This is a genomic window from Flavobacterium sp. LC2016-13, from assembly GCF_009707955.1.
Lineage (GTDB): Bacteria > Bacteroidota > Bacteroidia > Flavobacteriales > Flavobacteriaceae > Flavobacterium.
Map to the genome: position 1 here is coordinate 21,298 of NZ_WMDQ01000001.1, position 24,396 is coordinate 45,693.

A 24,396-nucleotide genomic window follows, 5' to 3' on the forward strand; every position below is an offset into this window, starting at 1 on the left:
AATTACTTATTCATAATTTTGATAAAAAACCAGTCGCATAAAGTTATTATTCTATATTTGTAAGTAGTTATTTACTGTAACTAACTCTCTTTATCAACCATTAAATTAATACTTATTTTGGAAATCTCTGAAAAGTCATATGATGAAGTAAAGCATCTAATTCCTGACATCAATTTACTTTTAATAACAGCGAATGATATTGAAACATTTCACGTGCGACAAGCATTATTACCTTTAGAAGACAATGCAGATGTACTAAAAGTGCCACATGGACAGCATACCTATTTCATAGGCATATTTGGCGAATATCTTGCAGTACATGTGCAACTAGGAAAGATGGGTTCCATTAGCTACAATGGTGCAATATTAACGTCATACGATGCAATTGAAGCTTGGCACCCTAAAGCAGTTGTTATGGTTGGAGTTGCAATGGGAACTGACGAAAGCAAACAAAAAATTGGCGATGTATTAATTTCTGAAGCAATAATATCTTATGAAAGTCAAAGATTAGGAAGTGAGGAAATTGTACAACGTGGGCCTATAGTTGACCCTGGTGTGGTATTATTCAATAGGTTCAAAAATTCAACAGGTTGGTCATCTCCAATTGAAAATGGTTTATTCGCTAAAAAACGAATTGGACACATTTTATCAGGCGAAAAACTTATCGATAACCTAGCTGAGAGAAATATTATTCTAAGCAGATATCCTAATGCAATTGGGGCAGAAATGGAAGGGGCAGGTATTTATGCCGCTTGTAAAACAAAAAATGTTAATGAGTGGATCTTAGTTAAAGGAATTTGCGACTATGGTGATGGAAATAAAGGTGTAGATAAAGAAAAAAGGCAAAATCTAGCGTCACAATGTGCGACATCCTTAACTTTAAAAGTTTTTATGTCACGAGTTGGATTTGTTACTATCGGTTTGGAACCGGTAATTAGGAAAACCATTACAAAGGAAGATGATGTAACTTTATTAGCTGAAAAATTTGAAGGTGAGATTGTGGCAATAATTGAATTAAACAATAGAAAAGAAGATATGCATTCCGCAGTTCAAACAACAGTAGCAGCATTTCTAGACTTGAGTTCTTATCAAAAAGCTAATGTTATTGATGATATTGATCTTCCCTTATCAAATTTTATAGAATTAAGTGGTCACGAGATGGATAAAGAAATTTTTCGTTTAGTTAAGGAAAGAAATCTTTTACCAAATTTATGGGATGCTATTAATAAAATAAAACCCTTCACTAACAATAAAAATCCATTCGTATGAGCCAAAATTACACTAGTAAAGAGTACTTCCCAACATGGTATAAAGCAATTGATTTAACCGTTACGCAGGATCTTGTTGACAACAGGATCGCCGTAATAAATGACATAATTAAAGAGGAGAACATTACTCTTTGGCTTGACATAGTAAGGTTGGCTTACGATATTAAGCTTGAAAGCACAGAAAGTAAAACTCTTTTTGAGACTAAATTTCGAGAAAAAGACATTACATTTCCCATAGTTTCGAATGACAATATTATTAAAGTCTTAGCAGAAATATCTCTTTGTTTTTTATTTGAAACTAAGAACAGGTTATCACATTTAATCAGTTTAGCAGTAATTAATGCAAATTTTTTTGAAAAATATACTTCAAGTCAAGTTCCTTTTTATGAATTTGCAAATAACGTAGATGCAAATAAAGAGTCAGCGAGTGATATTGATATAGATGAGATAGAAGACAACTTACTTGAAAAAGCTAACACATTTGAAGAAGACGTAGACGATGAAGAAGCCCTAGATAGCACTGATTCTTTAAATTTGATAAAGGCGGTCACTTATTTAAGTCATGAAAATAAAAAATTAAAAGAAGAAACAAATATCCTGTGGTGGTTATTTGGTCAGCACAGCAAATCTAATAATGCTTATTTTTCAGAAATTGGTTTGTCAAAAATGGTAATTGCATCCGCACAGGAATTATTTGAATTAAGCAGTAATAGTGGATACAGATCATCGGCTAAACATATTTTATACAAAGTTTTACTACTAAGTAATGATAATAAACCTAAATTAAAGATATTATCATTATCGGACTCTATTACTGAAGCAACTGCACAATCAAAAGAAAAATTATTGCATTTCGGTAATGAGACAGAATTAACACCTTTTATATATGCACTTGATCTTGAAAAAAAGTTTATGGATATGGCTGTTTGGAAGGCTGCTTTTAATAAAACAGTTGGTGCAGGAGTTGCTGATAAAAAATATAAGCCAGAAGAACTAGCTTTCCAATTTTATAGAGAAATTATCTTTCTTCAATCCTTACAAATGTTGAAAAATGATTGAAGTAAAAGCTTGTTCACAACCTGATTGTGCAATTAGAAAAGACGGCAAGTGTTTGGAGGGTTTGGAGCACGAGGAATGCCCACACTTTTACTGGGATGATAGTAATGAAGACGAAGAATACATAGAAAATGAAACTCCGTCCATTCTCAACAAAGCATCTAACAAAATAGATGTATTTAGTGGTTCAGAATTAAAGCTAACAGAAATAACCTCAATTACTAAAAGATACGCATGTGACTTAGTGGTTATACTAGGTGATTTAGATTGTGGTAAAACAACTCTACTAGCGACAATTTTTGATCTTTTTCAAATTGGTCAATTTAAAAAGTATCTATTTGCTGGGTCTTTAACTCAAAAAGGATTTGAGATAAGAAGCCATTTGTCTCGGATGGTTTCCGGTTCTACTAGAGCAGATACTGAAAGGACTAAAGCGCTTGATTTTCGAATATTGCATATAGCAATTAAGGATATTGAAACCCCTCTAAAAAAACATTTTTTACTATCTGATATATCAGGTGAAACTATACAATTAGCCAGAAGTTCAGGATCTGCTATGAAAGAGCACCTGGGGGTGGTTAAACTAGCTAATCATGTAATATATATTATTGATGGAGAAAAGATTGCTGGATCTGAAAAAGCTGCTACTTTACTTGATGCTCAAGTATTTATTCAGTCCGCATTAGATAATAAAATATTTACTATCGATACCATACTTAATATTCTGATATCAAAATGGGATCTTTTAGAAAAGTTAAATAATTTTAATTTGGACGAAACTGTCATTAATAAAATCAATAGTCGCTTTTTAAGTAGATTGAAAGGAATAAATTATAAAAAAATTGCTTCCAGACCAGATTTAGAAACACCTACAACAATAGAACTTGGATTTGGATTAGAAGATTTAATTGAAAATTTTATGATAAATCCGGTTGCGCAAAAAAAACTACCTTTACAAGAAAAGGTTTCTGAACGATTTATTGATAATTATAGAATAAAATATAATGAGTGATAAAGGAATATTATTTTCGGGTCTTCCAGAATCAGGTAAAACTACGTTTTTAGCAGCTTTGTGGTATTTTATATTCAACAATGTTGAACAAGGCGAATACATGCATGATAGCCTTGAAGACAGCGAACTAGAATATCTAAATCTGATCAGTCGGAATTGGGCTAGTTGCCGTGATGTAATTAGAACAAATCAAAATAAAATTGAATTTGTGGATATCAAAATTATTCATAAAGATTCCGGAGAATCTATGATTTTAAACGTGCCCGATATTTCGGGGGAAACTTTTAAAACACATTTCGCGGATAGAGAATGGGATGAGGAATTCGATTATATATTAGATAACGTTGAAGGCATATTACTATTCATTGATCCAAGGGATGTGAAAAATAAACCACGTTTTATTTATCATGAAAGTCAAAATTATATTTATTTTGGTGAATCAATGATTAATACAAATTTAGAACAGAGTTGGACAGAAGAGTTAGTTCCTAGTCAAGTTAAATTAGTTGACTTCCTGCAGATGATTGATTTCAACAAACCAAATATTTTAAGAAAAGTATCTGTTATAATTTCCTGTTGGGATGTAGTAAAACAAGATCATACACCAGAAATGTGGTGTAAAAATGAACTGCCGCTTTTACATCAATATTTGACTTCAAATGAAGAAATTTTTAAAGTTAGATATTTTGGAGTAAGTTCTCAGGGAGGATCATATGAAAAAGAAACAACAAAAGAGGCTCTACTTGCAATTGACCCACTTGACCGAATTAAAGTTACCGATGGCACCTGCATTTCTAACAATATTTTAAGTCCAATACTTTGGATAACAAATGAAAATAAAGATTGATCAAACTCTACATGGTTATCAAAATGGCCATCAACTGTTAATGTCATCTTCGCAACTTTCTGGTGATGCGAAGAAAATTTTATTGGTTCAATCCGATTTGTCCGGTTCGAACATTGATGAAGGATTTAAAATTTACATAAGTGGATATCCTTTAGCAACTCATTATGCCTTTAGCAAAACATGGTACGCGGACGAAATGAAGCGACCAGGTTGTGTATGGACACACACTTTGCTTATACAGTTTTCAGATTTGGGTAAAATACCAGATCTAGATCAACTCTTACTTTATTTTAAAAGGCCAATCAAAGATAAATATGAGGACTATTCTACACCAATATCAATTGAAAAAGATGACTTATTAAATTCAGATTCAATTTTTGATGACTTTACAAAGGCTATACCAGTATTAGATGCTGTTTATAATTATCCTGAAAAAACTATTATTTATCCTGCATATACTTCTTTGGAATTTGAAAGATTAATAATTCAAGTGTGGAGCAATCAATGGCCAAGATTAAGGAGAAATTTTTCATTTTGCACAGGAGCATTAAATTTAAAAGTTGTAGATGGAGTGGAATTTGATCTCCAAATAGTACCTATCAGAACTACTGGCTCAATTGAAAAGCAAAGTTCAAACAGTTTTATAATAGGAGATCAAATTATAGAAAATGAAAATTGGATTTCTCTTTTCAATACCTCTTCAAAAAATCATTTACGTAAATTTCTTTGGTTTTATGGTTCTGATATAAAGGGAATAAGAAGAAATTATAAACCTCTAATTGAGTTGTATGAATTTTCTACTCTTAAAAGTTCATCATTCACATTAATTAACAATTTGGTATCAAATCGATTTGAAGATAATGAGGGTAAACTTATAAAAAATGAAATTTACAATGAGGGAATACTATATGAATTCAATGAAAAGGAGGTATTGGATTACTTTATTTTAAATGACAATAGTAATATTGATAAAAAATATATAAACCAAAGACTTATTAATGCTTTAAAATCAAATAAAATTAACGTTAATGAGTTCGTAGATTTTTACATAAATGCAAAACAAGATCTAATAAGCAGTGATGTTTGGGAGAATATTTCGATTTTGCCATCAGATATAATAAATTTATTTGATCGTGATTCTCGATTAATTCCCATATTTTTGAAGGAGATACCTCGAATAGCTATTTTAGTCGATACTTGGAAGTTACCTATTGAAACACAATTGAAACTTATAGAAATTTTAGAAAATTCCTTACATGTAAATTGGGAGTTAACTATTTCATCTATATTAGAATCTAAAAGTTCTGTTATATATCAATTTTTAAGAAATAATGATCAAAGAGCCTATTATATAATTAAGATATTTAATAATATTGGATTTCCCGATTCACCAAATATTGTTTCATCAATCTTTGCGAATAGAACAATTTTGAAAGATTTTATCAGGAAGAATATTTCAGTACTCAGTGTGCAATTTTGCTGTAAGATATTTCAATACCTGAATTATCCGGAGTTAAATTCTTTAGGGTTGGATTCAAGTTATTGGAAAGTTATCTATAAAAAAGTAGATGACGAACAAACAAGGATATTTGCCTCATGTGTCTTATTGTCGTTTGGTTTTAATAGAAAGGTCTCTAATCCGGCATTAATAGTGGCAGAATGTTTTCATGATGTATACTACTATGCTAAAAAATCAAAAATCCAATACAATAATTGGCAATTTATTCCAATTGATGCCACGGAACAGGATGAAGAAGATTCTCTATTTTTATTTTTTAGTTATTTATTCTCTCCAAAAAAAGCTGATGTGCCAAGTTGGGACTATTGTGAGTTACTTATTCGTACTTTAGTTAATAAATTTATTAAATTTCATTGGTCTCAGCAATATTTTTTAGATAGTCTTAAAATATTTGATACAACAAAGAGTGCTTTGAGTTATGCTATTGGTTTTAAAAAAGGCAGAAAATTTATGGATGAAATATTATTTAATATCGATAAAAGAAAAATCCAAATTAACGATCATCAGGTTCAACTTATCACTTCTTTAAGAAGAGAATTAAGGCATTAATAGTTTCTTTAATTGATAAAAAAAACCGACTTATAATGATCTAATATACAAGTCGGTTTTGTTTATTTAACCGCATCTTATTCTTTAATCGCTGCTGCTGTTAAACTCAAAACTCAGTTGCTTTTCATTACCGAAATTATCGGAAATCCATACTTCAAAGGATTGGGAAACGACGGAATGTGATGTATAATACAACCTGAATTGTTCTTCTGGCAACGAATATGAGTCATTGGGCTTATAAGGAATTTCATTTGAGTACCTCAACGTTCCCTTACCATCGAACTGAAAGTAACGAATAAAATATTGCGTGCCGGTATAGTTACCTGTCGGCTGTATTGTTCCCCTTATCTCCACTGTATCGCCATTGGAAATTTCTTTGGGTACAGGCATGACTTTTACTTCAAAAGGAAAATCATTCTGTATTTCCAGTTCGTCTTTACTGCAAGATATCAAAGTAAAAGAACTTAGAAGGACTGCCATGAGTACGGGCAGTAATCCTATTGTGAATTTATTGAAAAATGCTTTCATCGTTTTACGTTTTAAAAGTTAAACCTTATTCCCACACCTGCTGAGGGTCGGAACTGTTTCATATCGGTACCCCACAAAATTTTTGTACGCCCCTGAAGGAGCAGTACAAAATGGTCAGAGAGGTACGTTTCGAGGGACAGCCTTGCACCGGCACCATAGATGAAGTTGTCGTCACTTACTATTTTCGCCCCGTCATATAGCAGCTGTTCACCACCGTTGACACTTTCATAACCCAGTACACCAGTTATCGCTGCATTGAGTGTAATGTTCTTGTAGGCATCGCCTAAGAGAAAGAAACCGCAACCGCCTTCTGCGGTATACGTCTCCTGTGGTATACTTAGATTCTTATAATTGTGATATTGATGGGTGTATTCCAAAGCCCAAAGCTGGTAGTTACCGTTTTTTCCGTTTATAGTCATTGCTAGATTAATGTAGTAATCATTGCCAATTCTATCATTGGATAATATCCCTGCATTTACTTCCCATCCTTTTTGTTTAGGCAACATGCGCTGTCCTTGTGCCACTACGATCCCCATTAAAATGAGCATCATGGTATAGATATACTTTTTCATTTTCTATTGTTGTTTTAATGGATACTAAAATTTAAGGTGCATGTCGCTTATCAATCGGGCTTTTATCAAATTCGAATTTTCCACCTTTAGAGTTTGATGCCTCCCTCCGTTCTTCTCGAAAATCTCAATAAGCAACACCTTGTCATCGTCAATGGTAAACTGGTCTAGCAGGAATACATTCTGGTCAGTTGCATTGCCGTCAATGGCATCAAGGGGCTTATAGGTACGCAGTGGAATTATTGTTCTTTCCTGTAATACGGTTCGCCTGGCTAACTTTTTATCCACAATCTTAAAATTGATAAAATCAATCTGGAAAGGAACATTGGTGCGGTTTGCGAGTTCCGTATGGAAATAGTACTTTCCATTATGGATGTACATTCCCTTCAGGATAAACTGTATGCCGAAACTTTTAGCCCCGATATGTTTTACAAAACGTTTATCGTTTTTATAGATGGTTTCCAGTATCAAACCTGCCAGAGATGGTGAATTGTTTCCCAACTCTTCAAAAAGCACATCGTTTCCATTGTTTTTATCCACTGCTTTTTGCATTGTCAACAGGTCATAGCTCAACGTCTGTGGACTGGAATTATATTGCACATCGAAATTGTAAAAACGGCCGTCATTAGTAATCACCGAAAAGTTAGTTTCGGCTTCAAATTCTTTTGCCGAGGCTTTTACACGAAGTACATTCTCAGCATCTTCCGCTTTTTCGGCGATCAGATACGCGCTTCCAAGATCGACATATCGTATAGCAGTTGGAAAAATCAAATGCGAAGTCTTGTCGTAAGTAACTTCCATTCGGTACGGTTCTATCTTGCCCAATGCAAGCTGGGTTTTCTCGCTTTCCTGAGCAAAAGATGTTACGACACTGCCGATCAATAGGGCAAGTGCCCAAAAGGTTTTAAAATATTTTTTCATTGTTTACTTTATTAGGTTTACTATTATTTTTTTGAGACAAGCAGCAGTTGATGCCCAGCCTTTATTGTGACTTTCGGCGTCCTTACTTTTTTGGAGAAGTAACCTGAAATTCCCTGAACCACACCACGGCTTAAATCAGCTGCCATCTGCTGTCCTGCCGATTGGGTAAGCATCAGGCTTGTTCCTGAAGTCTGGCTCATATTACCTGCCATCTCGGAAAGAGCGTTCATTTCAGGAGAATACGGCACGAACAAACCTTGCTGACCATCAAGGTCATAAATGGTTATATCTACAGGAATAATATTCCCGCCAATTTCTATTAATGTAACTTTTAACTGTAAACGCCCTCCCTGAAGCTTTGCATTTGCAGTTAAGATTGTTCCCTGCGGAATGGTACGGTTAGCTGTTTGGGCGGGTTCTAATAAACGAAGACGTACTGCGCTTTCGCCGATAATCGTCTGCGTTTCCTGTACACAGGCTTTAACACTATTCTTTGGTTGTACCACCTGCTGGACTGAACCTGCTGTATAAAAACTATGTTTTTTGGTTTCGCTCCAGTCCGCTAAAAAGGTACTGTCGGCAGGCTCCCGATATAATGCTGATACCGTACTTTTCCTTTCTGGGGTGAATGCTGCGAAATATTCTTTTTGAGTCGTGACAGATGAAGCTGGAACAGCATTGTTTTTGTTTGCAGCTTCTCCGGAATTTGTTCCCGAAGGAAGATACTTTGCCGCCATTTGATACGATTTTTCCATGAGTGCCATCTGGTCATTTACCGTTACACCGGCAGGAACATCTTTTTCAGCAAGCTTTTCTTTTAACTCTTCCAATTGTCGTCGGAGTTCCTGTGTTTCGCCATTACCATCCTGATAGAAAGACCCTAATGTACTTTGTGCGTTTCGATAGCTATTGAGTGCCGGATTTCCAGATTTTCCTGACCTGCTGGTATTCTCATCGCTTTGGTCTTGTTCACCGGAAAGTAACTCTTCGCCCTCATTAGACGTCCTGTCTTCGTTCCAGTAATCGGACAGTGTGGTAAGGGCACTACGTTTTTCCTGGTCTTTCTGTTCCAGCATTTCCTGTTCATAGGCCTTGCTTTTATCAGTTGGCATTCCTGCGCCCGTCGCCTGTGGTACGGCATCGTTCAGTCCGATGTTTTCAATTTCCTTTTTGTCCTCCGACGGTTTAAATATCAGGTACATACAACCTACGAACACAATCCCCATTAAACCAAATATGAGCGGTTTTTTGAGCTTCTCGGCTTTGTTCTGAGTACCGTCTTGCAGTACATCAGAGGTCGCTGCCGGGTTTCCTTCTGTCACCCGAACAACTGACTTTTTGTTCTCATTTTCTTTCATAAATCTTATTTTTTAGAATTGTTGATAATGTGTCCTGTAAGGATGCAGGACTTTCATTCTTTTTCAGGACAGGATTTTCGATATGCCCGATAACCATACTGTCATCGTACGTTGCGATATCATAGCAAACTTTAAAAATGACTCCTGCGGTAAGCAGCAGGTAGGCCATAAAAAAGTAAAGTGTGTATTTATGCTGTTTCCGTAAAGGCAATGCCTGCCAACGTTCGTCCAGTTTGTTAAAATACCTGACCATATTTTCCCTTAATTTTTTCATATCCATACAATTTCTCTTGTTATAGCTTGAAACGCTTAGGGCTTTGACCTGCCGTTTGCTTTTGTTCATCATTGACCAAAGCAACTGCATCCACCGCTTTAGGAGCGGTTTCAGTAGACAGGTTTGTCAGTTCCACTCTTTTCAGCAGTTGCCCAAAACGGTCTTTTTTTTCAATTTCCATTCTGTTAAGTGAGAATTTGCCGTGCAGGTATTTTACCCACATACTGCATTTAACACCTGGCTTCTCTTCTCCCGACCATTGCAGGTAGCTCGTCAATAACAAATCCTTTTTAGGCAAACTATCGGTACCTTTTTGGCAGTTTTCAAGATACTCCCCAATACTTTCTTTCAACTTTCCGGCATACGCTGCCTGCGTATGGAAATAGCCGTCATATCCTTTATTGGTAAGGATTTCTGCAAACGTGCTCAAATCTGATAATACTTCCATAAGATTGTTTTTTAGCGTTCAATAACTTCTATATCCCGGTTTTCTACTACCGCAAACTTTTCAATATTAAAACCCTGCGGGTTATTGTCCGAACGGACAGAGTTCACTAGAAAACAGGATGTAACTAAATTTCGTTTTGTCACATTACTGGAGCGGATAATGAACTGTTTGGCATAGCTGCGTACTGAATAAGGATAGTTCTCGAAATTGCAGACTACACTGTCCAGTTCGATACGCTGCTGTACATTGCCCGATATGATTCGGTTGTAATACCCTTTTTCAGAGAGGTCTTTGTAATAATCAAAGGCGCTTTTATCAGCAAGATTAAATGCCCGTTTCATATTGCTTTCAATCGCGTTTTTGTCGGGAGCCAGAGTAAAGAAAAGTTCGTGAAAGCGTCTTACATGTTCTCTTGCTTCCACAGGACGGTTTATAGATGCATCCTGCGCAAGTGCTAGCATCAGCGATTTTCCATTGTCCAGTACATAGATTTTCTGTCGTTGCTGCTCCGCAAAACGGTAGGATTGCCAAATAGCATATCCTGTCACTCCTGTGCAGAGCAAGGCAAACACGATGGCATACAATCTTATCTGCTTGAAACTGTTTTCAATATTTCTTAGTGTTTTAAATTCCATTTTTTTAAAGGATTAATTGTTTACTTGTTTATTAGCCTGCCGCCGATATTTCCTACTGTTGAACCAGCTCCTGCTCCTGCAATATTTCCGGATTTCATGGCTGTCTGGTTTACATTACGGGTAAAGTTTCCTGCTCCGCCAGCCTGAATAATCCAGCCTGTTACGGTCGGAATAGTGAAGTACCCCACAATGCCGATAATCATAAATATGATGTACACGGTGTTCGAGGTATCAGGAATGAATGTCGGATCAGCAAGCATTTCAATATCCCTTTCAATAATCAGGGACTGGATCTTGGCGAGCATGGAGCTGAAAAGATCTGCTACCGGAAGCCATAAATACACACTGACATATCGGGTGAGCCACTGCGTGAGCGTCGATTGAAAGCCATCCCAAACGGAAATAGCAAAAGCTATTGGACCTAAAATAGATAGTACAATCAAAAAGAAAGTCCGAATGGTATCGATGACAAGTGCCGCCGCCTGAAAAAGTATTTCCAGCAAATTGCGGAACCATTCTTTTATCGCTTTTTCAATCTTGTATTCCTGTCTGTCCATATACATTCCTGCCATTGTTCCAATGTCGGAAGGTGACCAGCCAAGCTCGTCCAATTTCTTGTCGAACTCTTCATCAGATACCATATAAGCAGTTTCGGGATTGCGGATCATCGCCTCTCGTTCCAGCAGGTCTTTTTTAGCCTGTAGATCGTTCAGGTCAAGTACCTGATTTTCCAGAATACTATGTGTACCCTGTACAATTGGACTTAATACGGAATTCATTGTTCCGAGTACCATTGTCGGGAAAAACATGATGCACAGTCCGAGTGCAAAAGGACGCAGCAAAGGGTACACATCGATAGGTTCCGCCCGGCTCAGTGCCTGCCATACTTTCATGGCTACAAAGAAAAGTGCTCCCAATCCCGCCAGACCTTTGGATACTGCCGCCATATCTGCGGACAGCGGGAGCATTTCATCATACAGGGAGCGCAGGACTTCATGAAGATTATTAAATTCCATGTCTTACCAGTATTTTTGATTAGGAGTTCCATAGAGGTCAAGTACTCTTTTGGTGTTGTTCTGCTTCTTTGCCCTTAGAATGCTTACCGAGATATTCTTGTTGGTATAATAGCGTACCAGACTGTGGTATTCTTTCACCTCTTTATATACACGGTCAATAATATCCATTCGTTCTTTATCATTTAGTGATAATGTTGATGAGCTTACAATCTGTTTGAGTTCTTTCAGCAGTTCTGTACTCTCACTCAAGAGTGCTGAATAGCCATTTGCAATTGCTGCCAGTTCCTGCGCAGAAAAGTTGGGATCATTCATCATCCTGCCAAAATTCTGTACATACATTTGAGATACATCACCTACCAATAACACTGTTTGCTGTACCTTGCGAGCATCTTTCACCAAATTGTTAATAGCCTGTAGTTTGTCGTAATACTCCTTTCCCTGTTTGTATACCTTTTCTACTTCCTTGAAATTTTTTACAACATTCGATACAGTGTTAGAAGTCTGTACAATTTCATTGGCACTGTTGAGAATCCCTGAAGCCAGGTTTGCAGGATCGGTAACTACAAATTGGGCTTTTGCTGAAGGTGCTACGGCAAGTATCAGTGCTGTACACACCATGAATAGTGTTTTTTTCATTGTTTATAGATTTTAAGTTATTGTTGATTATTGATTTTCAATATCACGCCGCCCAATTGCGATGTGCTTAATGGCGAGTTCTACATTACCATCTAGTTCTGCGGCAAGCTGCATCACTTCCATTTTTTCGGTTTCTTCAGTGGTATACGCCAAATATTCCTCCGCCGACACTTCTGTGGCATATACCGCAGAATGGGTGCCACCGAGTCCTATCCAAACTTCTTTGTAAAGTCTTGAGGGATCGTTGTTCATGTTGATAGAAAGTACCTGCGCCTTTTCCTTGTCAGTGAGGCCGAGCATCGCCTGGATGTCGTCAAACTTGTTCATGTATTTGCGCTGGTCGAGCAGAATTTTACAGTCCGAATTGTTGATGATACTTTCCTTGACAATGGGCGACTGAATGATGTCCTCTACCTCCTGCGTTACTACGATTGCTTCACCAAAAAATTTTCTAACAGTTTTAAAAAGGTACTTCAGATATTCCGCCATTCCCTCTTTGGCAATGGCTTTCCACGCCTCTTCAATCAGGATAAGTTTACGGATACCTTTTAGCCTACGCATCTTGTTAATGAACACCTCCATAATAATGATAGTCACTATAGGAAAGAGGATTTTGTGATCTTTGATGGCATCAATTTCAAATACAATAAAGCGTTTAGAAAGCAGGTCTAACTGCTTGTCGGAATTGAGCAGATAATCATATTCACCGCCTTTGTAATAAGGCTCCAGTACATTAAGGAAATTGGCAATGTCAAAGTCTTTTTCTCTTACTTGTTTATTCTCCAATACATTACGATAATCACCCTGCACATATTCATAGAAACCATTAAAAGAGGCAAATACTTCATCCTGTTTGATACGTTCGATATATCCGCTTACGGCATTGGAAAGTGCGACTTCTTCGGATCGCGTTGGCGGCTCGTCATCACGCTTCCACAAGGTCAATATCAGGGTTTTGATGCTTTCTCTCTTTTCAATGTCGAATACTCCGTCATCTGTATAGAAAGGGTTAAAAGCAATGGGATTATCTTCGGTATAAGTAAAATACAGCCCGTCTTCTCCTTTGGTCTTGCCTTTAATAAGTTCACATAACCCCTGATAAGAGTTGCCGGTATCCACCAATAATACATGTGCTCCTTGCTCATAATATTGGCGTACCATATGATTGGTAAAAAAAGACTTACCGCTTCCCGAAGGTCCAAGTATAAACTTGTTGCGGTTGGTGATAATACCGCGCTTCATAGGAAGATCAGAAATGTCCAGATGAATGGGTTTTCCGGTGAGCCTGTCTGCCATCTTGATACCAAAGGGTGATGGCGAATTATGGTAATTCGTTTCTTCAGTGAAAAAGCATAAGGCAGGTTTAATGAATGTGTAGAAGCTTTCTTCACTTGGAAAATCACCGGCATTGCCCGGCATTCCCGCCCAATACAGGGTAGCAACATCCGTAGTGTTATGGCGGGGTTTGCATTCCATCAGCGCGAGTGCACTACCGCTATCATTCTTTAATTGCTTGAGTTCACCGGGATCTTCTGACCATGCCATGACGTTGAAGTGTGCTCTGATAGAGGACAGTCCGAAAGAATGTGCTTCATTCAGGTATTTTTCTATCCATTCTTTGTTGATCTGATTGGCACGGCTGTAACGGGCTAGTGAGTGCATGTTCCTTGCAGACTTCTCAAACTTTTGCATGTTGTTTTCGCTGTTATCCAAAAACAAATATTGATTGTAGATATGATTACAGTTCAGTAGCAATCCCACAGGTGCAGCAAACGACAAACGGCAGTCACTGCGGTCCGTTGACAATTTTTCATAACGGGTGTCCGCCGATACCGTAACGGGCAGATCGTCTGTGTCAGACAAGGTGTGCAGGCACAATCTTTTGTTACCGATCCGTACCTCTTCTCCTCCAAGTGCGATATCCTGCATTGGCGTTTCGGCTTCCCTGGAAAGCGTCAGATACTGCTCCAATAATCCCTGTTTTCCTTCTGCTCCTATGATGTCTTCTTCGCTAAGGCGTTTAACCTTAACAAATCCGCTATCATTAACAATACGTTCGAACTGTGCCACCGCTTCCATAAATCTGTGTATCGTTTCCTTATCCCTGATTTCTTTTGGTATCAGGGATCCTTTGCAAAGCGAAGAGAAATTGCTCTGCATCCGCATTCGCTCCTTGGTAGTCTTAGTAAGAAACAAGTAGCAATAATGGTTCAAAAACGGACGTTCATTAAAATGACGCTGATAGGATTTCGCTAAAAAGCTCTGGTCTTCTTTTGCCATATCAGGCGCATAGCTTTCCTTGACATACCAATCCTGTTTATGAACGACCGTAAAGTCGGGTAAGGTCTTGATAGCCTTGTGCCATGCCGAATGAATAGCTTCGTATTCAGCCGAAGCAACCGTGAAAAGTTCGGGTAATTGCACTTCAAAGCAGGCAGTAATATCTGCATCCTTTGAGAGGATGCAATTATTCTCTACTGCCAGCAGTGGAAACTTGCTTTCCAATGTTGTAGTCTTTGCTGTATTTCTCATAAAGCATCGGGTTTTACAGTAAACCTTAAGTAGCGGTGTACAGCCTTACGGCAGATAATGTAGCGGGGATGTCTTTTTTTCGCACTGACTTTCATCAATCCGTGTTCTCCATATTTCTTGTTCAGCGAGAAAGTCTGCCACACAATTAGCGAAGCTCCACCGGCTCCGAGAAAAAGACAGATATAGGAATTGACCCCAGCCATGTAAAGTATCATGACCAGGATAAGTGTCCCAAGCAGTCCACCAGCGAAGATGAACAGATACTGAGCTTTCAGCCCCTTAAATTCAACTGTTCTTCCAATTCCCTTGTTGATGTTGTAAGTATTCATAACGCTTGGAATTACAGGAAGAATGAACGTAGTATGGTAGCAGCTACTATTAGGAAAATACATGCACCAAACCAGCTTGCCGCAGTTTTACTGGTGTCGGAATCTCCACTGCTGAATTTATTGTACACCTTAACACCTCCAATCAGGCCGACCACCGCTCCTATGGCATAAATGAGTTGTGTCGCGGGATCGAAATAAGAGGTTACCATTTGGGTCGCCTCGTTGATACCCGCTGTGCCGTTTCCTTGTGCAATTAAGTTTAAGGATGACAGCAATAAGATTGCTGCCGACAGAATTTTTTTTCTTTGTTTTTCCATAATTAAAACACTTTAATTGTTACTATTTTCCCGCTTTATGCGGGCTTTAGCAACAAAGGTGTTCTGGAAACTTGCGCGTTAGAACAAAGTGGCGTTCAGTGAAGTTTCTTGGCTTTAGGTGGCATTCTCAAGGCATAAAAAACATAAAAAAAGTGCCCGGATTTTTAAGGTCTGGCACTTGAGATTGTTATTTTCTAGAGATTCTTTTTATTTACATTTTTCGCCCTTTTGGCATAATTTGCTGTGGTTGATCTGGTTGATGCTTTTCTGCAGTTTCTTTTCTGTTCTTTTCTAATCTGCGGTTGATTTTAATCAAATCAGAAAGAAATGTCTCATTCCAGGGAATATTCTTTGCTGCAAACTGTAATTTTAAATTTTGCTTTACCAGTCCATGCCTGATGTCAAATCCGTACTTTCGATTCCAGCCTATCCTATCTAATAATCTTTCAGACGGAAATTCAATAGCGATCAAATCCTTTGGAAATTCTGTTATGATATTATAATCAGGCTCCTGAAATTGGTGTGTTTTTGGATTATAGGGAATCATATAAGTTCTTTTATCATCATCATAATATGTACTCACATCCGAGAAAACAATTCCATTGGAAAGAAAATCATCTTTGGGCCTCAACTTATCCATCCGTAAATCTACATAGAAGATATGTCCAGCAATCTTTATAGTGGGCAACAGTCCTTTAGCTGTACGCAAATCAAAAGCTTTCTGATCGACCATGATTTCAAAGTCGGTCTTTTGATGGATATCATTAAGTGAGCAGTTATACTTCCTACACATACCCAATGGATCCATATCTGCAATTCGGGGTATCTTGACAGTAGTAAAGGTTTGTCTTTCCATATCAATTGCATCTATTCCATCGGCAGTCTTTGATTGGTCAGGATTTCTGGAGTACTTATCATATACAAATTCATAATGTGTACGGCAATCTTTCATATCCTCCAGCAACAATTTCCTTTCAGGTCTGTCTTTTTCGAGCAAAGCTATTTGGTCGATGTCAAACATGTATTGCTTTCCCATAATTTCAATTTCGGGCAATTCTCTTTCCATAATTCCTTCTTTTATAAAAAGACAAAGGGAAGTTTATAGAAACTCCCCAATATCAAAATCACTAAAATCATTCTTCCGCAAAATGGAAGAACCGGAATTAGTTTGAGAAGAAAGGCTCCCGTCCAATAGCTCGGCTATCTTACGGGAAGCACTTTCCATGGAATTTTCCAGTAGGCTGAATAATTCGGTTCCTTGTATTTTCTGAACGAATGCAACCGCTGTTTCCTTTTGAGATGGCTTCAATTTTTCTTTTTGCAGCAGCATCGCCACGGAGCTAAGTTCTTCGAAGGTCACCCCTTGGGCAAAACCGTCATTCGCGCTGGATATTCCATAACTGTTCCATTCTTCTTCCTCTTCCTCAAAATCAGGCATATTTCTGAAAACATCGTCCAGTTCTTCCTGCGGAATTTGTATACCGACTTCATCTTCGTCGATTTCAATATCAAAATTATCCTTTTCCTTTTCCTGCTCTTTCTTTTGGCTTTCGTTGACATTATTTGGAACTAAAAGGCTTCTTATTTGTTTGGGTTGCCCCATAATATCAGGAAGATTTGAGTTAATTTTTTCCTGTGTCGGCTTTTGCCCTTTCCTTTTATGAATAACAATTTTATCCTCTACCAGCAGAGTAATAACAATAAGTAGGCAAATCACGATTAGTATTTCCATAGTTTATAAAATGGGTTTATTGTTCCTGTTGTAATCTTCAATAATTTTTTCGGAATACAGCTCAAAGTGGTTGTGTAAGATATTGTCCAGATACGCATATAGCGGAATTTCCCCCGCAGCGATAATTTTCACTATTCGGGTAAGTTTCTCGTGATATTCGGGGCGTACATAAATGGATTTATCGCCTCTGCCTTGTAGTGTATTCCTTTTTAGGAACTTAGAAGAATAGGTCTTTCCTATCTTCGTTATACCGATTGTTTTATTATTCTTTTCCATAACTGTTATTATAAAATGGGTTTGTATTTATCATTAAAACTCTTAGTAATCTGCTCGCCAAATTCCTGAAAATGGTAATCAAGCAAATTGTCTAAATAACTGTAAATCGTTATCTTGTCTTCGCCTATCACTTGTACGATCCGTGACATTTTTTCATGGAAATCAGGTCGGATATAAACTGTCTTCCCGTCGCGTGCATTGGTATCTGGTTTTTTGAAAAAGATACTTTCGTAATCTGCTTCATTTGTCCTTTTAGGCCTACTCTTTTCCTTAACTGCAGGTTTCTGTTGTGGTAGTTTTTTAGGTTTAAGATTTTCGTTTTCGGCTACTATGGTAATAGGTTCCGGCGGAAGTTGTAAACCGTCCTTTTTCACTCCATCCACCATCAGGTTCATCATCAGCTCCTCGTTAATATCGGGCGTAGCTTTTTTTTTGTTTTCTTCTCTCTCCATAAGGCTATAATTGAATGATTTTTAAAAATTCGTTCATGAACAGGTCTAACTGGCAGGCTTTCATCAAGCGTTCGTCGGGTGGCATTAAAGTAGAACGGAAAAAGGTTTTGCTGTCCACTTCGCTTTCTTTGCGAAAACGTGTACTGTTCTTGATGTGGCTCTGCATAAGACTTAATCCCAATTGTTCAATAAGCTGCTTATAAATGTTATATAATGGTGTGCTTTCCCTGCCATCGACTTGGTTCCAGAACAGGTTAATAGTTTCTATTGAAGTTTCCCCTTTTTTCATAATCACCTCCTGCAAAAGCTGTGTAAAAATGAGCGTGCTCTCCATTACTAGTCGGTCTGCCGTAATAGGCGTAAAAATGTGGTGCATTCCTGCCAATGCTTTCAGGATGCCGGGTGTGTTGACAGTGCCGGGCAAGTCAAAGAATATGACATCAACCGGAACTATAGAAGTACTTAAAAATTCGTGAGCTGCTTCCAATACGATATCTGCTTTGTGATGTATGATCGGATACGCTTTCTTGTTGATGGTTGTAAATTGTTTGTATGCCAGCTTTTTCAAAGCCTCATTTTCCATCACCATTGCCAAATCACGGGCCTTCATTTTCATAAGGCTGTACTGCGGAAAATCCGCATCAAATACCACTACATTGTAGCCCAAACGATAGTGCATCGTACTGGCAACAAGCGTAGTAAATGTGCTTTTACCGACGCCGCCTTTTTGAGAAGAAAAGGCGATAAATACTGTTTTGTGTTTTGCATTCATATTTCAACTGTTTTTAATTACTTATATATCTATTTACTTATGTCCGTATAGTAGTAGGTATCTGCTTATGCAATACAGTAAATATGTCTATTGCTGTGTACATATTTATATTGTTAATTATGTAATCATACACCAGACTGTCTATGCACCTGAATACAGGTTTATAGCTGTATGCAAATAGATACGCTTGTTCCAATAGACCTACTTACTTATGTGTCTACCAGGCTACATAGCCAGGCATTTGAATAGTTACTTTTCTATATCTGCACAGTAATACATTACTACATAACTGATTGCGTACTTATGTTGTTACCTGCATAGCTAACTATGTCCTTATATGTGTTTGTAGGTACAAAGAAATGCAGATATATAGGTGCTTTTATCAACTTGGCACACCTTGGCACTCAAAGCCAGTGTTTGGCACTGCGTCGTATTGTAATACTCTCTTAAAGAAGATTTTACTTTGTAAAGTGATTTTTTATTAACGGACTTATGCAAAAGCAAGATGACATAACTGGTAAAAAAGGGAACAGCCCGAAGCTGTTTTTCCCTGCTACATTTAATCCGACCGCAGGGAGGATTTTTGTGTTCACCAGAACACGGCAAGTTGTGTTTTGAGGCACTCGAAACCGAGTTCGTGCCTCAAAACAACTTGCCCTGCCGGGAGCTGGAAAGCCCTTCCGAAGTCAGGGCTTTTTTGCAGTAATTAAAAATGAATATGTAATGGACAAAAGCGATAACAAAAAACGAAATAAGGGCGGTCGGACACCAAAGACTGACCCGAGCATCCACCGCCACGTTTTTCGCCTGACTGACGAAGAAAATGCTAAACTATTAACTCTTTTTGAAGCATCGGGAATGCCTAATAAGGCAAAATTTATCATTTCCGTACTCTTTGGAAAGGAGATTAAAACGATTATAATAGACAAAGCTATGTTGGATTTCTATATGAGGCTCACCTCTTTTCATAGCCAGTTCCGATCAATTGGTGTGAATTACAATCAAGTTGTGAAGTTATTATACCGCAATTTTTCGGAGAAAAAAGCAGCAGCCTACCTCTACAAATTGGAAAAACAAACGGCTGAAATGGCTGTATTATGTCAAAAAATCATACATCTAGCAGAAGAATTTCAAACAAAACATTTGAAAAAATAGTATTAAGATGATAGCTAAAATCGGAAGGGGGAGCAATTTATACGGAGCATTGGCATACAATCAGCTCAAAATAGATAAGGAAAACGGACAGATTTTGTTTACAAATAAAATAATTGAAACGCCAAACGGGCATTATTCCGTTACACAATTAGCTCAATCTTTTGAACCTTACATGATTGCCAACCGTAATTCTGAAAAGCCAGCCTTGCATATTTCACTCAATCCCGATCCGAAAGATAATGTTAGTGATGAAAAGTTCAGGGAAATGGCAGAAGAATATATGCAGGAAATGGGTTATGGAGAACAGCCTTTTATAGTATTCAAACACACGGATATTGATCGTACACATATCCATATTGTATCAGTATGTATAGATGAAGATGGCAAAAAAATCTCCGACAAGTTTGAGAAAAGACGGTCTATGAATCTCTGCAGAGAGATGGAAAGTAAGTATGGACTGATACCTGCGACGGAAAGAGAGCGTCAGCAAAATGACAAAATTTTCCGCCCGGTAGATTATCAAAAAGATGATATAAAAAGCCAGATCGCATCAGTAATCCGTCACCTGCCTAAACATTACAAATTCCAGACTTTGGGCGAATACAATGCTTTGCTTTCCCTGTTCAATATTACTACTGAAAAAGTGGAGGGCGAACTACATGGAAAAATGCATCGGGGATTATTATACATTTCTTTAAAGGAGAACGGAGAAAGGGCCGGACATCCTTTCAAGGCATCTTTATTTGGTAAAAGTGCAGGACTAGCGGATATGGATTTGCATTTTTTAAAATGTAAGGAAACCTTAAAAGATAACGCAGCAAAAGCCACTCTCAAAGCCACCATTAGTATCGCTATGCAAACAACAAATAATGAAGTGGACTTTAAAAAACAGTTAGCGGAAAACGGTATCAACACAGTAGTCCGCAGAAGTGAGACAGGGCGTGTTTATGGTATCACTTTTATTGACCATAGTTCCAAAACAGTTTGGAACGGCTCTCGTTTAGGAAAAGAATTTACCGCCAATACCTTTAATGATGACTGGAACAATAAAATGAAATTCGAAACTAAAGAACCTCTCCAGCAACAACCTATTTTACCAAAATTAAATGATATGGAAGATTTACCAAACGAAAAACCTCATCCATTATTCGACTTCGTATATAGCGATAAACAAGAGGACATAATAATTGAAGCTTTGGGAGGATTACTGCCAGAGGCACAAGGTGAAGATTACGAAGAACAGGATTTTGCCAATAAGATTAAAAAGAAAAGGAAACCTAAGAGAGATCAATAGGTTTTGTTATTTATTATGAACTCCCAATTATGAAGAAAGTCTTAACCCCCAAGTATAACTCCAATGCAAAATTTTAGGTGCAGTTGCTGAATTAAATTGGTAAATGCTATAGGTGTATAATAAACAAAATATAAATGCTCCCCAACTCAATACAATGCACAATATACCTTGCCGTTCCGTTAGGCTGAACATACTTACAACTACTGATTTTACTACAAATGCAGGCACAATACAGCATAAAAGTACGCAGATTCCCCACGGTAATATCCAAAACTTCTTATTCTTTGACCGCAATCCGATAATAATTCCTTTAATGAAATAAATAATGCAGAAAATTACATAGGTAAATAAGAGGGCCAAACCCAAACTTTTAAACTTGCTTGTTTCGTCTCCCCAAAATTTCTGAGACAGTAAAAATCCGCCATAAAAAAACATCCCGAAAATAGTACCCATTTTTAGGATGAAAATAAAAAACGCAAAGACTGCAAACAATATTCCTGTGGCAGATTGACTTTCTTGGCTTTTTCTCGCTTCATATTCATCTTCACTTTCTCCCGGGTTAGCATCAATATTATTCCAATTCATATTATACCTCCTTTCATCTTAATTATTTAAACAAACAACATAACTATCTGATTTATAGAACCATAAATTTAATAAAAAAAAGCAATATAAAATCTGTAGTTGATAAAAACCATTTAACGCCATACCCTCTTGTATACCGCCAATCTCTGCCTCCTTTTTACAGCCACACTATACAGCATTTAAATTCATACTTCAATATTAAATGTTTTATAATGCAGGGAGAAGATGATTTAAGAGGGCTTGCCAAGATTATGGCATTTATGAGAGCCGTAAGTATCCTGATAGTGCTGATGCACCTATACTGGTACTGTTACGGCTTTTTTCTTGAAAGAGGATGGACGCTGAAAGTTCTCAATACCATATTGGGTAATTTCCAACGGACGGCTGGTCTGTTTTCGCATACATTATATACTAAGGTATTTGCTACAGTGCTGCTGGCTCTAAGTTGTCTTGGAAGCAAAGGTGTGAAGAATGAAAAAATAACCTGGTCTAAAATTTACGGGGTTTTGGGAATTGGTTTCGTGTTCTTCTTTCTGAACACGCCACTTTTAAAATTATCACCTATCATTGGGACGTTCTTTTATATTCTCACACTTGCGATAGGTTTCATCGCTTTACTGTTGGCCGGCACATGGATGCAGCGTCTGTTAAATAATAATCTGATGGACGATGTTTTTAATATGGAAAACGAAAGCTTCCAGCAGGAAACACAGCTTATGCACAATGAATATTCGGTTAATTTGCCAACCAAATTTTATTACAAAGGAAAATGGAACGACGGCTGGATCAATGTAGTCAATCCCTTCAGAGCGACAATTGTGTTAGGTACACCCGGATCAGGTAAAAGCTATGCCATTGTAAACAACTACATCAAGCAACATATTGAAAAAGGTTTCTCAATGTATATATATGATTTCAAGTTTGATGACCTTTCCACAATCGCCTACAACCATTTATTACAGCATGCAGGCAAATATAAAGTAGAGCCTAAATTCTATGTCATCAATTTTGACGACCCAAGAAAGAGCCACCGCTGCAATCCTCTCAATCCCGATTTCATGAGCGACATCTCGGATGCTTACGAAGCAGCTTATACCATTATGCTGAACCTGAACCGAAGCTGGATTCAAAAGCAGGGAGATTTTTTTGTAGAAAGCCCAATTATACTTTTAGCAGCTATTATATGGTTTCTCAAAATCTATGACAACGGTAAGTATTGCACATTTCCACACGCCATTGAACTATTGAATAAAAAATATTCGGACGTATTTACCATCCTTACATCTTATCCTGAATTGGAAAATTATTTATCTCCGTTTATGGATGCGTGGCAAGGCGGTGCACAGGACCAATTACAAGGTCAGATAGCATCAGCCAAAATACCATTGTCCCGTATGATTTCTCCTCAACTTTATTGGGTAATGACGGGTGATGATTTTTCATTGGATATCAATAATCCAAAAGAACCTAAAATACTATGTGTAGGTAATAATCCTGACCGTCAGAATATCTATTCCGCTGCCTTGGGATTATACAATTCTCGTATCGTAAAATTGATTAATAAAAAAGGACAACTGAAAAGTTCCGTTATTATAGATGAGTTGCCCACAATCTATTTTAGAGGACTGGACAATCTCATTGCTACTGCCAGAAGCAATAAGGTAGCAGTATGTTTGGGCTTTCAGGATTACTCACAGTTAACACGAGATTACGGAGATAAAGAGAGCAAAGTAATTCAGAATACAGTGGGTAATATTTTCAGCGGACAAGTTGTCGGCGAAACTGCAAAAAGCCTTTCAGAGCGCTTCGGCAAAGTATTACAGAAAAGACAAAGTATGAGCATCAACCGCAACGATACCTCTACCTCAATTTCTACTCAATTAGACAGTCTGATACCTGCTTCAAAGATTTCTACCTTAACACAGGGTCTGTTTGTGGGAGCAGTATCAGACAATTTTGATGAACGAATAGAGCAGAAGATTTTCCACGCCGAAATTGTTGTCGATAATAAAAAAGTAGCTGCTGAAACTAAAACCTATCATAAGCTGCCTGAGATTCGATCATTTGTAGATAAAAATGGAGTAGATAATATGAAACAGGAAATTGATGCCAATTACAGACAGATAAAACTTGATATTGTTCATATTGTTGCAACAGAATTGGAACGCATCAAAAATGACCCTAATTTACAGCATTTGGTTCAAAAGGAGAAGCCCAAAAACAATACATAGTACTATTATATCATTAGTTTACAATCCTGTGAGGTAAAATTTCACTTATTCAGATACCTTATTGATAATTTAAAAAGATTACATT

Annotated in this window: 26 protein-coding genes; 8 read left to right on the forward strand and 18 right to left on the reverse strand. The window is 37.4% G+C overall.

The features are described 5' to 3' along the window. Positions 1 to 117: 117 nt before the first annotated feature. From GKZ86_RS00090 to GKZ86_RS00110, 5 genes are read left to right on the forward strand one after another with little or no spacing between them, the layout of a single operon-like run. Positions 118 to 1,269 (forward strand): hypothetical protein, encoded by a 1,152-nt coding sequence (locus GKZ86_RS00090; protein WP_154781111.1) that lies wholly within the window; start codon positions 118 to 120, stop codon positions 1,267 to 1,269. After that, positions 1,266 to 2,327 (forward strand): GTPase-associated system all-helical protein GASH, encoded by a 1,062-nt coding sequence (locus tag GKZ86_RS00095; protein WP_154781112.1) that lies wholly within the window; start codon positions 1,266 to 1,268, stop codon positions 2,325 to 2,327. Before GKZ86_RS00090 ends, GKZ86_RS00095 begins: the two co-directional genes overlap by 4 nt. Then, positions 2,320 to 3,336 (forward strand): hypothetical protein, encoded by a 1,017-nt coding sequence (locus GKZ86_RS00100; RefSeq protein WP_154781113.1) that lies wholly within the window; start codon positions 2,320 to 2,322, stop codon positions 3,334 to 3,336. The genes GKZ86_RS00095 and GKZ86_RS00100 overlap by 8 nt, the downstream gene beginning before the upstream one ends. Continuing rightward, the gene (locus tag GKZ86_RS00105) at positions 3,329 to 4,183 is read left to right on the forward strand and encodes a hypothetical protein (protein WP_154781114.1); all 855 of its coding nucleotides are present in this window, start codon (positions 3,329 to 3,331) and stop codon (positions 4,181 to 4,183) included. Before GKZ86_RS00100 ends, GKZ86_RS00105 begins: the two co-directional genes overlap by 8 nt. Then, positions 4,167 to 6,251, forward strand: a complete 2,085-nt coding sequence (locus GKZ86_RS00110) for a hypothetical protein (RefSeq protein WP_154781115.1) — start codon at positions 4,167 to 4,169, stop codon at positions 6,249 to 6,251. Before GKZ86_RS00105 ends, GKZ86_RS00110 begins: the two co-directional genes overlap by 17 nt. Positions 6,252 to 6,335: 84 nt before the next feature. On the opposite strand, the gene GKZ86_RS00115 is transcribed toward GKZ86_RS00110, so the two are convergent. The 17 genes from GKZ86_RS00115 to GKZ86_RS00195 form a co-directional block, all read right to left on the reverse strand. After that, positions 6,336 to 6,779, reverse strand: coding sequence for a DUF3872 domain-containing protein (locus tag GKZ86_RS00115; RefSeq protein ID WP_154781116.1), 444 nt, complete (start codon positions 6,777 to 6,779; stop codon positions 6,336 to 6,338). Positions 6,780 to 6,790: 11 nt separating this feature from the next. Next, a complete protein-coding gene (locus tag GKZ86_RS00120) occupies positions 6,791 to 7,351 on the reverse strand; it encodes a conjugal transfer protein TraO (RefSeq protein WP_154781117.1) in 561 nt (186 codons plus the stop codon). Between the two features lie 24 nt (positions 7,352 to 7,375). Then, entirely contained in the window at positions 7,376 to 8,269 is an 894-nt protein-coding gene (gene traN / locus GKZ86_RS00125; protein ID WP_154781118.1) for a conjugative transposon protein TraN, read from the reverse strand. Positions 8,270 to 8,292: 23 nt separating this feature from the next. Next, complete coding sequence (gene traM / locus GKZ86_RS00130) at positions 8,293 to 9,627, reverse strand: conjugative transposon protein TraM (RefSeq protein WP_154781119.1); 1,335 nt, start codon at positions 9,625 to 9,627, stop codon at positions 8,293 to 8,295. Continuing rightward, a complete protein-coding gene (locus GKZ86_RS00135) occupies positions 9,614 to 9,901 on the reverse strand; it encodes a nitrogen regulatory IIA protein (RefSeq protein WP_154781120.1) in 288 nt (95 codons plus the stop codon). Before GKZ86_RS00135 ends, traM begins: the two co-directional genes overlap by 14 nt. Positions 9,902 to 9,920: 19 nt before the next feature. Then, a complete protein-coding gene (locus GKZ86_RS00140) occupies positions 9,921 to 10,349 on the reverse strand; it encodes a hypothetical protein (RefSeq protein ID WP_154781121.1) in 429 nt (142 codons plus the stop codon). Positions 10,350 to 10,360: 11 nt separating this feature from the next. Further along, positions 10,361 to 10,984, reverse strand: a complete 624-nt coding sequence (gene traK / locus GKZ86_RS00145; protein WP_154781122.1) for a conjugative transposon protein TraK — start codon at positions 10,982 to 10,984, stop codon at positions 10,361 to 10,363. A gap of 20 nt (positions 10,985 to 11,004) precedes the next feature. Then, positions 11,005 to 12,000, reverse strand: coding sequence for a conjugative transposon protein TraJ (gene traJ / locus GKZ86_RS00150; protein WP_154781123.1), 996 nt, complete (start codon positions 11,998 to 12,000; stop codon positions 11,005 to 11,007). Between the two features lie 3 nt (positions 12,001 to 12,003). Next, positions 12,004 to 12,636 carry a DUF4141 domain-containing protein gene (locus GKZ86_RS00155; RefSeq protein WP_154781124.1) on the reverse strand — a complete coding sequence of 211 codons (633 nt, stop codon included), beginning with the start codon at positions 12,634 to 12,636 and terminating at the stop codon, positions 12,004 to 12,006. Positions 12,637 to 12,663: 27 nt separating this feature from the next. Then, the gene (locus tag GKZ86_RS00160; RefSeq protein ID WP_154781125.1) at positions 12,664 to 15,168 is read right to left on the reverse strand and encodes a TraG family conjugative transposon ATPase; all 2,505 of its coding nucleotides are present in this window, start codon (positions 15,166 to 15,168) and stop codon (positions 12,664 to 12,666) included. Then, positions 15,165 to 15,497, reverse strand: coding sequence for a DUF4133 domain-containing protein (locus GKZ86_RS00165; protein ID WP_154781126.1), 333 nt, complete (start codon positions 15,495 to 15,497; stop codon positions 15,165 to 15,167). The genes GKZ86_RS00160 and GKZ86_RS00165 overlap by 4 nt, the downstream gene beginning before the upstream one ends. Positions 15,498 to 15,508: 11 nt before the next feature. Continuing rightward, positions 15,509 to 15,814 (reverse strand): DUF4134 domain-containing protein, encoded by a 306-nt coding sequence (locus GKZ86_RS00170; RefSeq protein WP_154781127.1) that lies wholly within the window; start codon positions 15,812 to 15,814, stop codon positions 15,509 to 15,511. A gap of 211 nt (positions 15,815 to 16,025) precedes the next feature. Continuing rightward, positions 16,026 to 16,880 carry a hypothetical protein gene (locus tag GKZ86_RS00175; protein ID WP_154781128.1) on the reverse strand — a complete coding sequence of 285 codons (855 nt, stop codon included), beginning with the start codon at positions 16,878 to 16,880 and terminating at the stop codon, positions 16,026 to 16,028. A gap of 33 nt (positions 16,881 to 16,913) precedes the next feature. Next, positions 16,914 to 17,546 (reverse strand): conjugal transfer protein TraD, encoded by a 633-nt coding sequence (locus tag GKZ86_RS00180; protein WP_154781129.1) that lies wholly within the window; start codon positions 17,544 to 17,546, stop codon positions 16,914 to 16,916. Positions 17,547 to 17,549: 3 nt separating this feature from the next. After that, complete coding sequence (locus GKZ86_RS00185) at positions 17,550 to 17,822, reverse strand: DUF3408 domain-containing protein (protein ID WP_154781130.1); 273 nt, start codon at positions 17,820 to 17,822, stop codon at positions 17,550 to 17,552. Between the two features lie 8 nt (positions 17,823 to 17,830). Next, entirely contained in the window at positions 17,831 to 18,274 is a 444-nt protein-coding gene (locus GKZ86_RS00190; RefSeq protein ID WP_154781131.1) for a DUF3408 domain-containing protein, read from the reverse strand. Positions 18,275 to 18,278: 4 nt separating this feature from the next. Then, positions 18,279 to 19,046, reverse strand: coding sequence for a ParA family protein (locus GKZ86_RS00195; protein WP_154781132.1), 768 nt, complete (start codon positions 19,044 to 19,046; stop codon positions 18,279 to 18,281). A gap of 723 nt (positions 19,047 to 19,769) precedes the next feature. Between GKZ86_RS00195 and mobA the strand changes: the two genes are divergently transcribed. Both mobA and mobB read left to right on the forward strand, forming a co-directional pair. Next, on the forward strand, positions 19,770 to 20,201 hold the full coding sequence (mobA, locus tag GKZ86_RS00200) for a conjugal transfer protein MobA (protein WP_154781133.1): 432 nt from the start codon (positions 19,770 to 19,772) through the stop codon (positions 20,199 to 20,201). A 7-nt stretch (positions 20,202 to 20,208) separates the two neighbouring features. After that, positions 20,209 to 21,495, forward strand: coding sequence for a conjugal transfer protein MobB (mobB, locus tag GKZ86_RS00205; RefSeq protein WP_154781134.1), 1,287 nt, complete (start codon positions 20,209 to 20,211; stop codon positions 21,493 to 21,495). Positions 21,496 to 21,522: 27 nt separating this feature from the next. On the opposite strand, the gene GKZ86_RS00210 is transcribed toward mobB, so the two are convergent. Continuing rightward, a complete protein-coding gene (locus tag GKZ86_RS00210) occupies positions 21,523 to 22,080 on the reverse strand; it encodes a hypothetical protein (protein ID WP_154781135.1) in 558 nt (185 codons plus the stop codon). 212 nt (positions 22,081 to 22,292) lie between these two features. Here GKZ86_RS00210 and mobC point away from each other — a divergent pair, with 212 nt between their 5' ends. Beyond that, a complete protein-coding gene (gene mobC / locus GKZ86_RS00215) occupies positions 22,293 to 24,311 on the forward strand; it encodes a conjugal transfer protein MobC (protein ID WP_154781136.1) in 2,019 nt (672 codons plus the stop codon). The last annotated feature ends 85 nt before the right edge of the window (positions 24,312 to 24,396 follow it).

Excerpts from the sequence above, each read along its gene's own strand:
- GKZ86_RS00095 (WP_154781112.1), top strand. The coding sequence starts at position 1,266 with ATGAGCCAAAATTACACTAGTAAAGAGTACTTCCCAACATGGTATAAA.
- GKZ86_RS00100 (WP_154781113.1), top strand. The coding sequence starts at position 2,320 with ATGATTGAAGTAAAAGCTTGTTCACAACCTGATTGTGCAATTAGAAAA.
- GKZ86_RS00105 (WP_154781114.1), top strand. The coding sequence starts at position 3,329 with ATGAGTGATAAAGGAATATTATTTTCGGGTCTTCCAGAATCAGGTAAA.
- GKZ86_RS00110 (WP_154781115.1), top strand. The coding sequence starts at position 4,167 with ATGAAAATAAAGATTGATCAAACTCTACATGGTTATCAAAATGGCCAT.
- GKZ86_RS00115 (WP_154781116.1), bottom strand. The coding sequence starts at position 6,779 with ATGAAAGCATTTTTCAATAAATTCACAATAGGATTACTGCCCGTACTC.
- GKZ86_RS00120 (WP_154781117.1), bottom strand. The coding sequence starts at position 7,351 with ATGAAAAAGTATATCTATACCATGATGCTCATTTTAATGGGGATCGTA.
- traN (WP_154781118.1), bottom strand. The coding sequence starts at position 8,269 with ATGAAAAAATATTTTAAAACCTTTTGGGCACTTGCCCTATTGATCGGC.
- traM (WP_154781119.1), bottom strand. The coding sequence starts at position 9,627 with ATGAAAGAAAATGAGAACAAAAAGTCAGTTGTTCGGGTGACAGAAGGA.
- GKZ86_RS00135 (WP_154781120.1), bottom strand. The coding sequence starts at position 9,901 with ATGAAAAAATTAAGGGAAAATATGGTCAGGTATTTTAACAAACTGGAC.
- GKZ86_RS00140 (WP_154781121.1), bottom strand. The coding sequence starts at position 10,349 with ATGGAAGTATTATCAGATTTGAGCACGTTTGCAGAAATCCTTACCAAT.
- traK (WP_154781122.1), bottom strand. The coding sequence starts at position 10,984 with ATGGAATTTAAAACACTAAGAAATATTGAAAACAGTTTCAAGCAGATA.
- traJ (WP_154781123.1), bottom strand. The coding sequence starts at position 12,000 with ATGGAATTTAATAATCTTCATGAAGTCCTGCGCTCCCTGTATGATGAA.
- GKZ86_RS00155 (WP_154781124.1), bottom strand. The coding sequence starts at position 12,636 with ATGAAAAAAACACTATTCATGGTGTGTACAGCACTGATACTTGCCGTA.
- GKZ86_RS00160 (WP_154781125.1), bottom strand. The coding sequence starts at position 15,168 with ATGAGAAATACAGCAAAGACTACAACATTGGAAAGCAAGTTTCCACTG.
- GKZ86_RS00165 (WP_154781126.1), bottom strand. The coding sequence starts at position 15,497 with ATGAATACTTACAACATCAACAAGGGAATTGGAAGAACAGTTGAATTT.
- GKZ86_RS00170 (WP_154781127.1), bottom strand. The coding sequence starts at position 15,814 with ATGGAAAAACAAAGAAAAAAAATTCTGTCGGCAGCAATCTTATTGCTG.
- GKZ86_RS00175 (WP_154781128.1), bottom strand. The coding sequence starts at position 16,880 with ATGGAAAGAGAATTGCCCGAAATTGAAATTATGGGAAAGCAATACATG.
- GKZ86_RS00180 (WP_154781129.1), bottom strand. The coding sequence starts at position 17,546 with ATGGAAATACTAATCGTGATTTGCCTACTTATTGTTATTACTCTGCTG.
- GKZ86_RS00185 (WP_154781130.1), bottom strand. The coding sequence starts at position 17,822 with ATGGAAAAGAATAATAAAACAATCGGTATAACGAAGATAGGAAAGACC.
- GKZ86_RS00190 (WP_154781131.1), bottom strand. The coding sequence starts at position 18,274 with ATGGAGAGAGAAGAAAACAAAAAAAAAGCTACGCCCGATATTAACGAG.
- GKZ86_RS00195 (WP_154781132.1), bottom strand. The coding sequence starts at position 19,046 with ATGAATGCAAAACACAAAACAGTATTTATCGCCTTTTCTTCTCAAAAA.
- mobA (WP_154781133.1), top strand. The coding sequence starts at position 19,770 with ATGGACAAAAGCGATAACAAAAAACGAAATAAGGGCGGTCGGACACCA.
- mobB (WP_154781134.1), top strand. The coding sequence starts at position 20,209 with ATGATAGCTAAAATCGGAAGGGGGAGCAATTTATACGGAGCATTGGCA.
- GKZ86_RS00210 (WP_154781135.1), bottom strand. The coding sequence starts at position 22,080 with ATGAATTGGAATAATATTGATGCTAACCCGGGAGAAAGTGAAGATGAA.
- mobC (WP_154781136.1), top strand. The coding sequence starts at position 22,293 with ATGCAGGGAGAAGATGATTTAAGAGGGCTTGCCAAGATTATGGCATTT.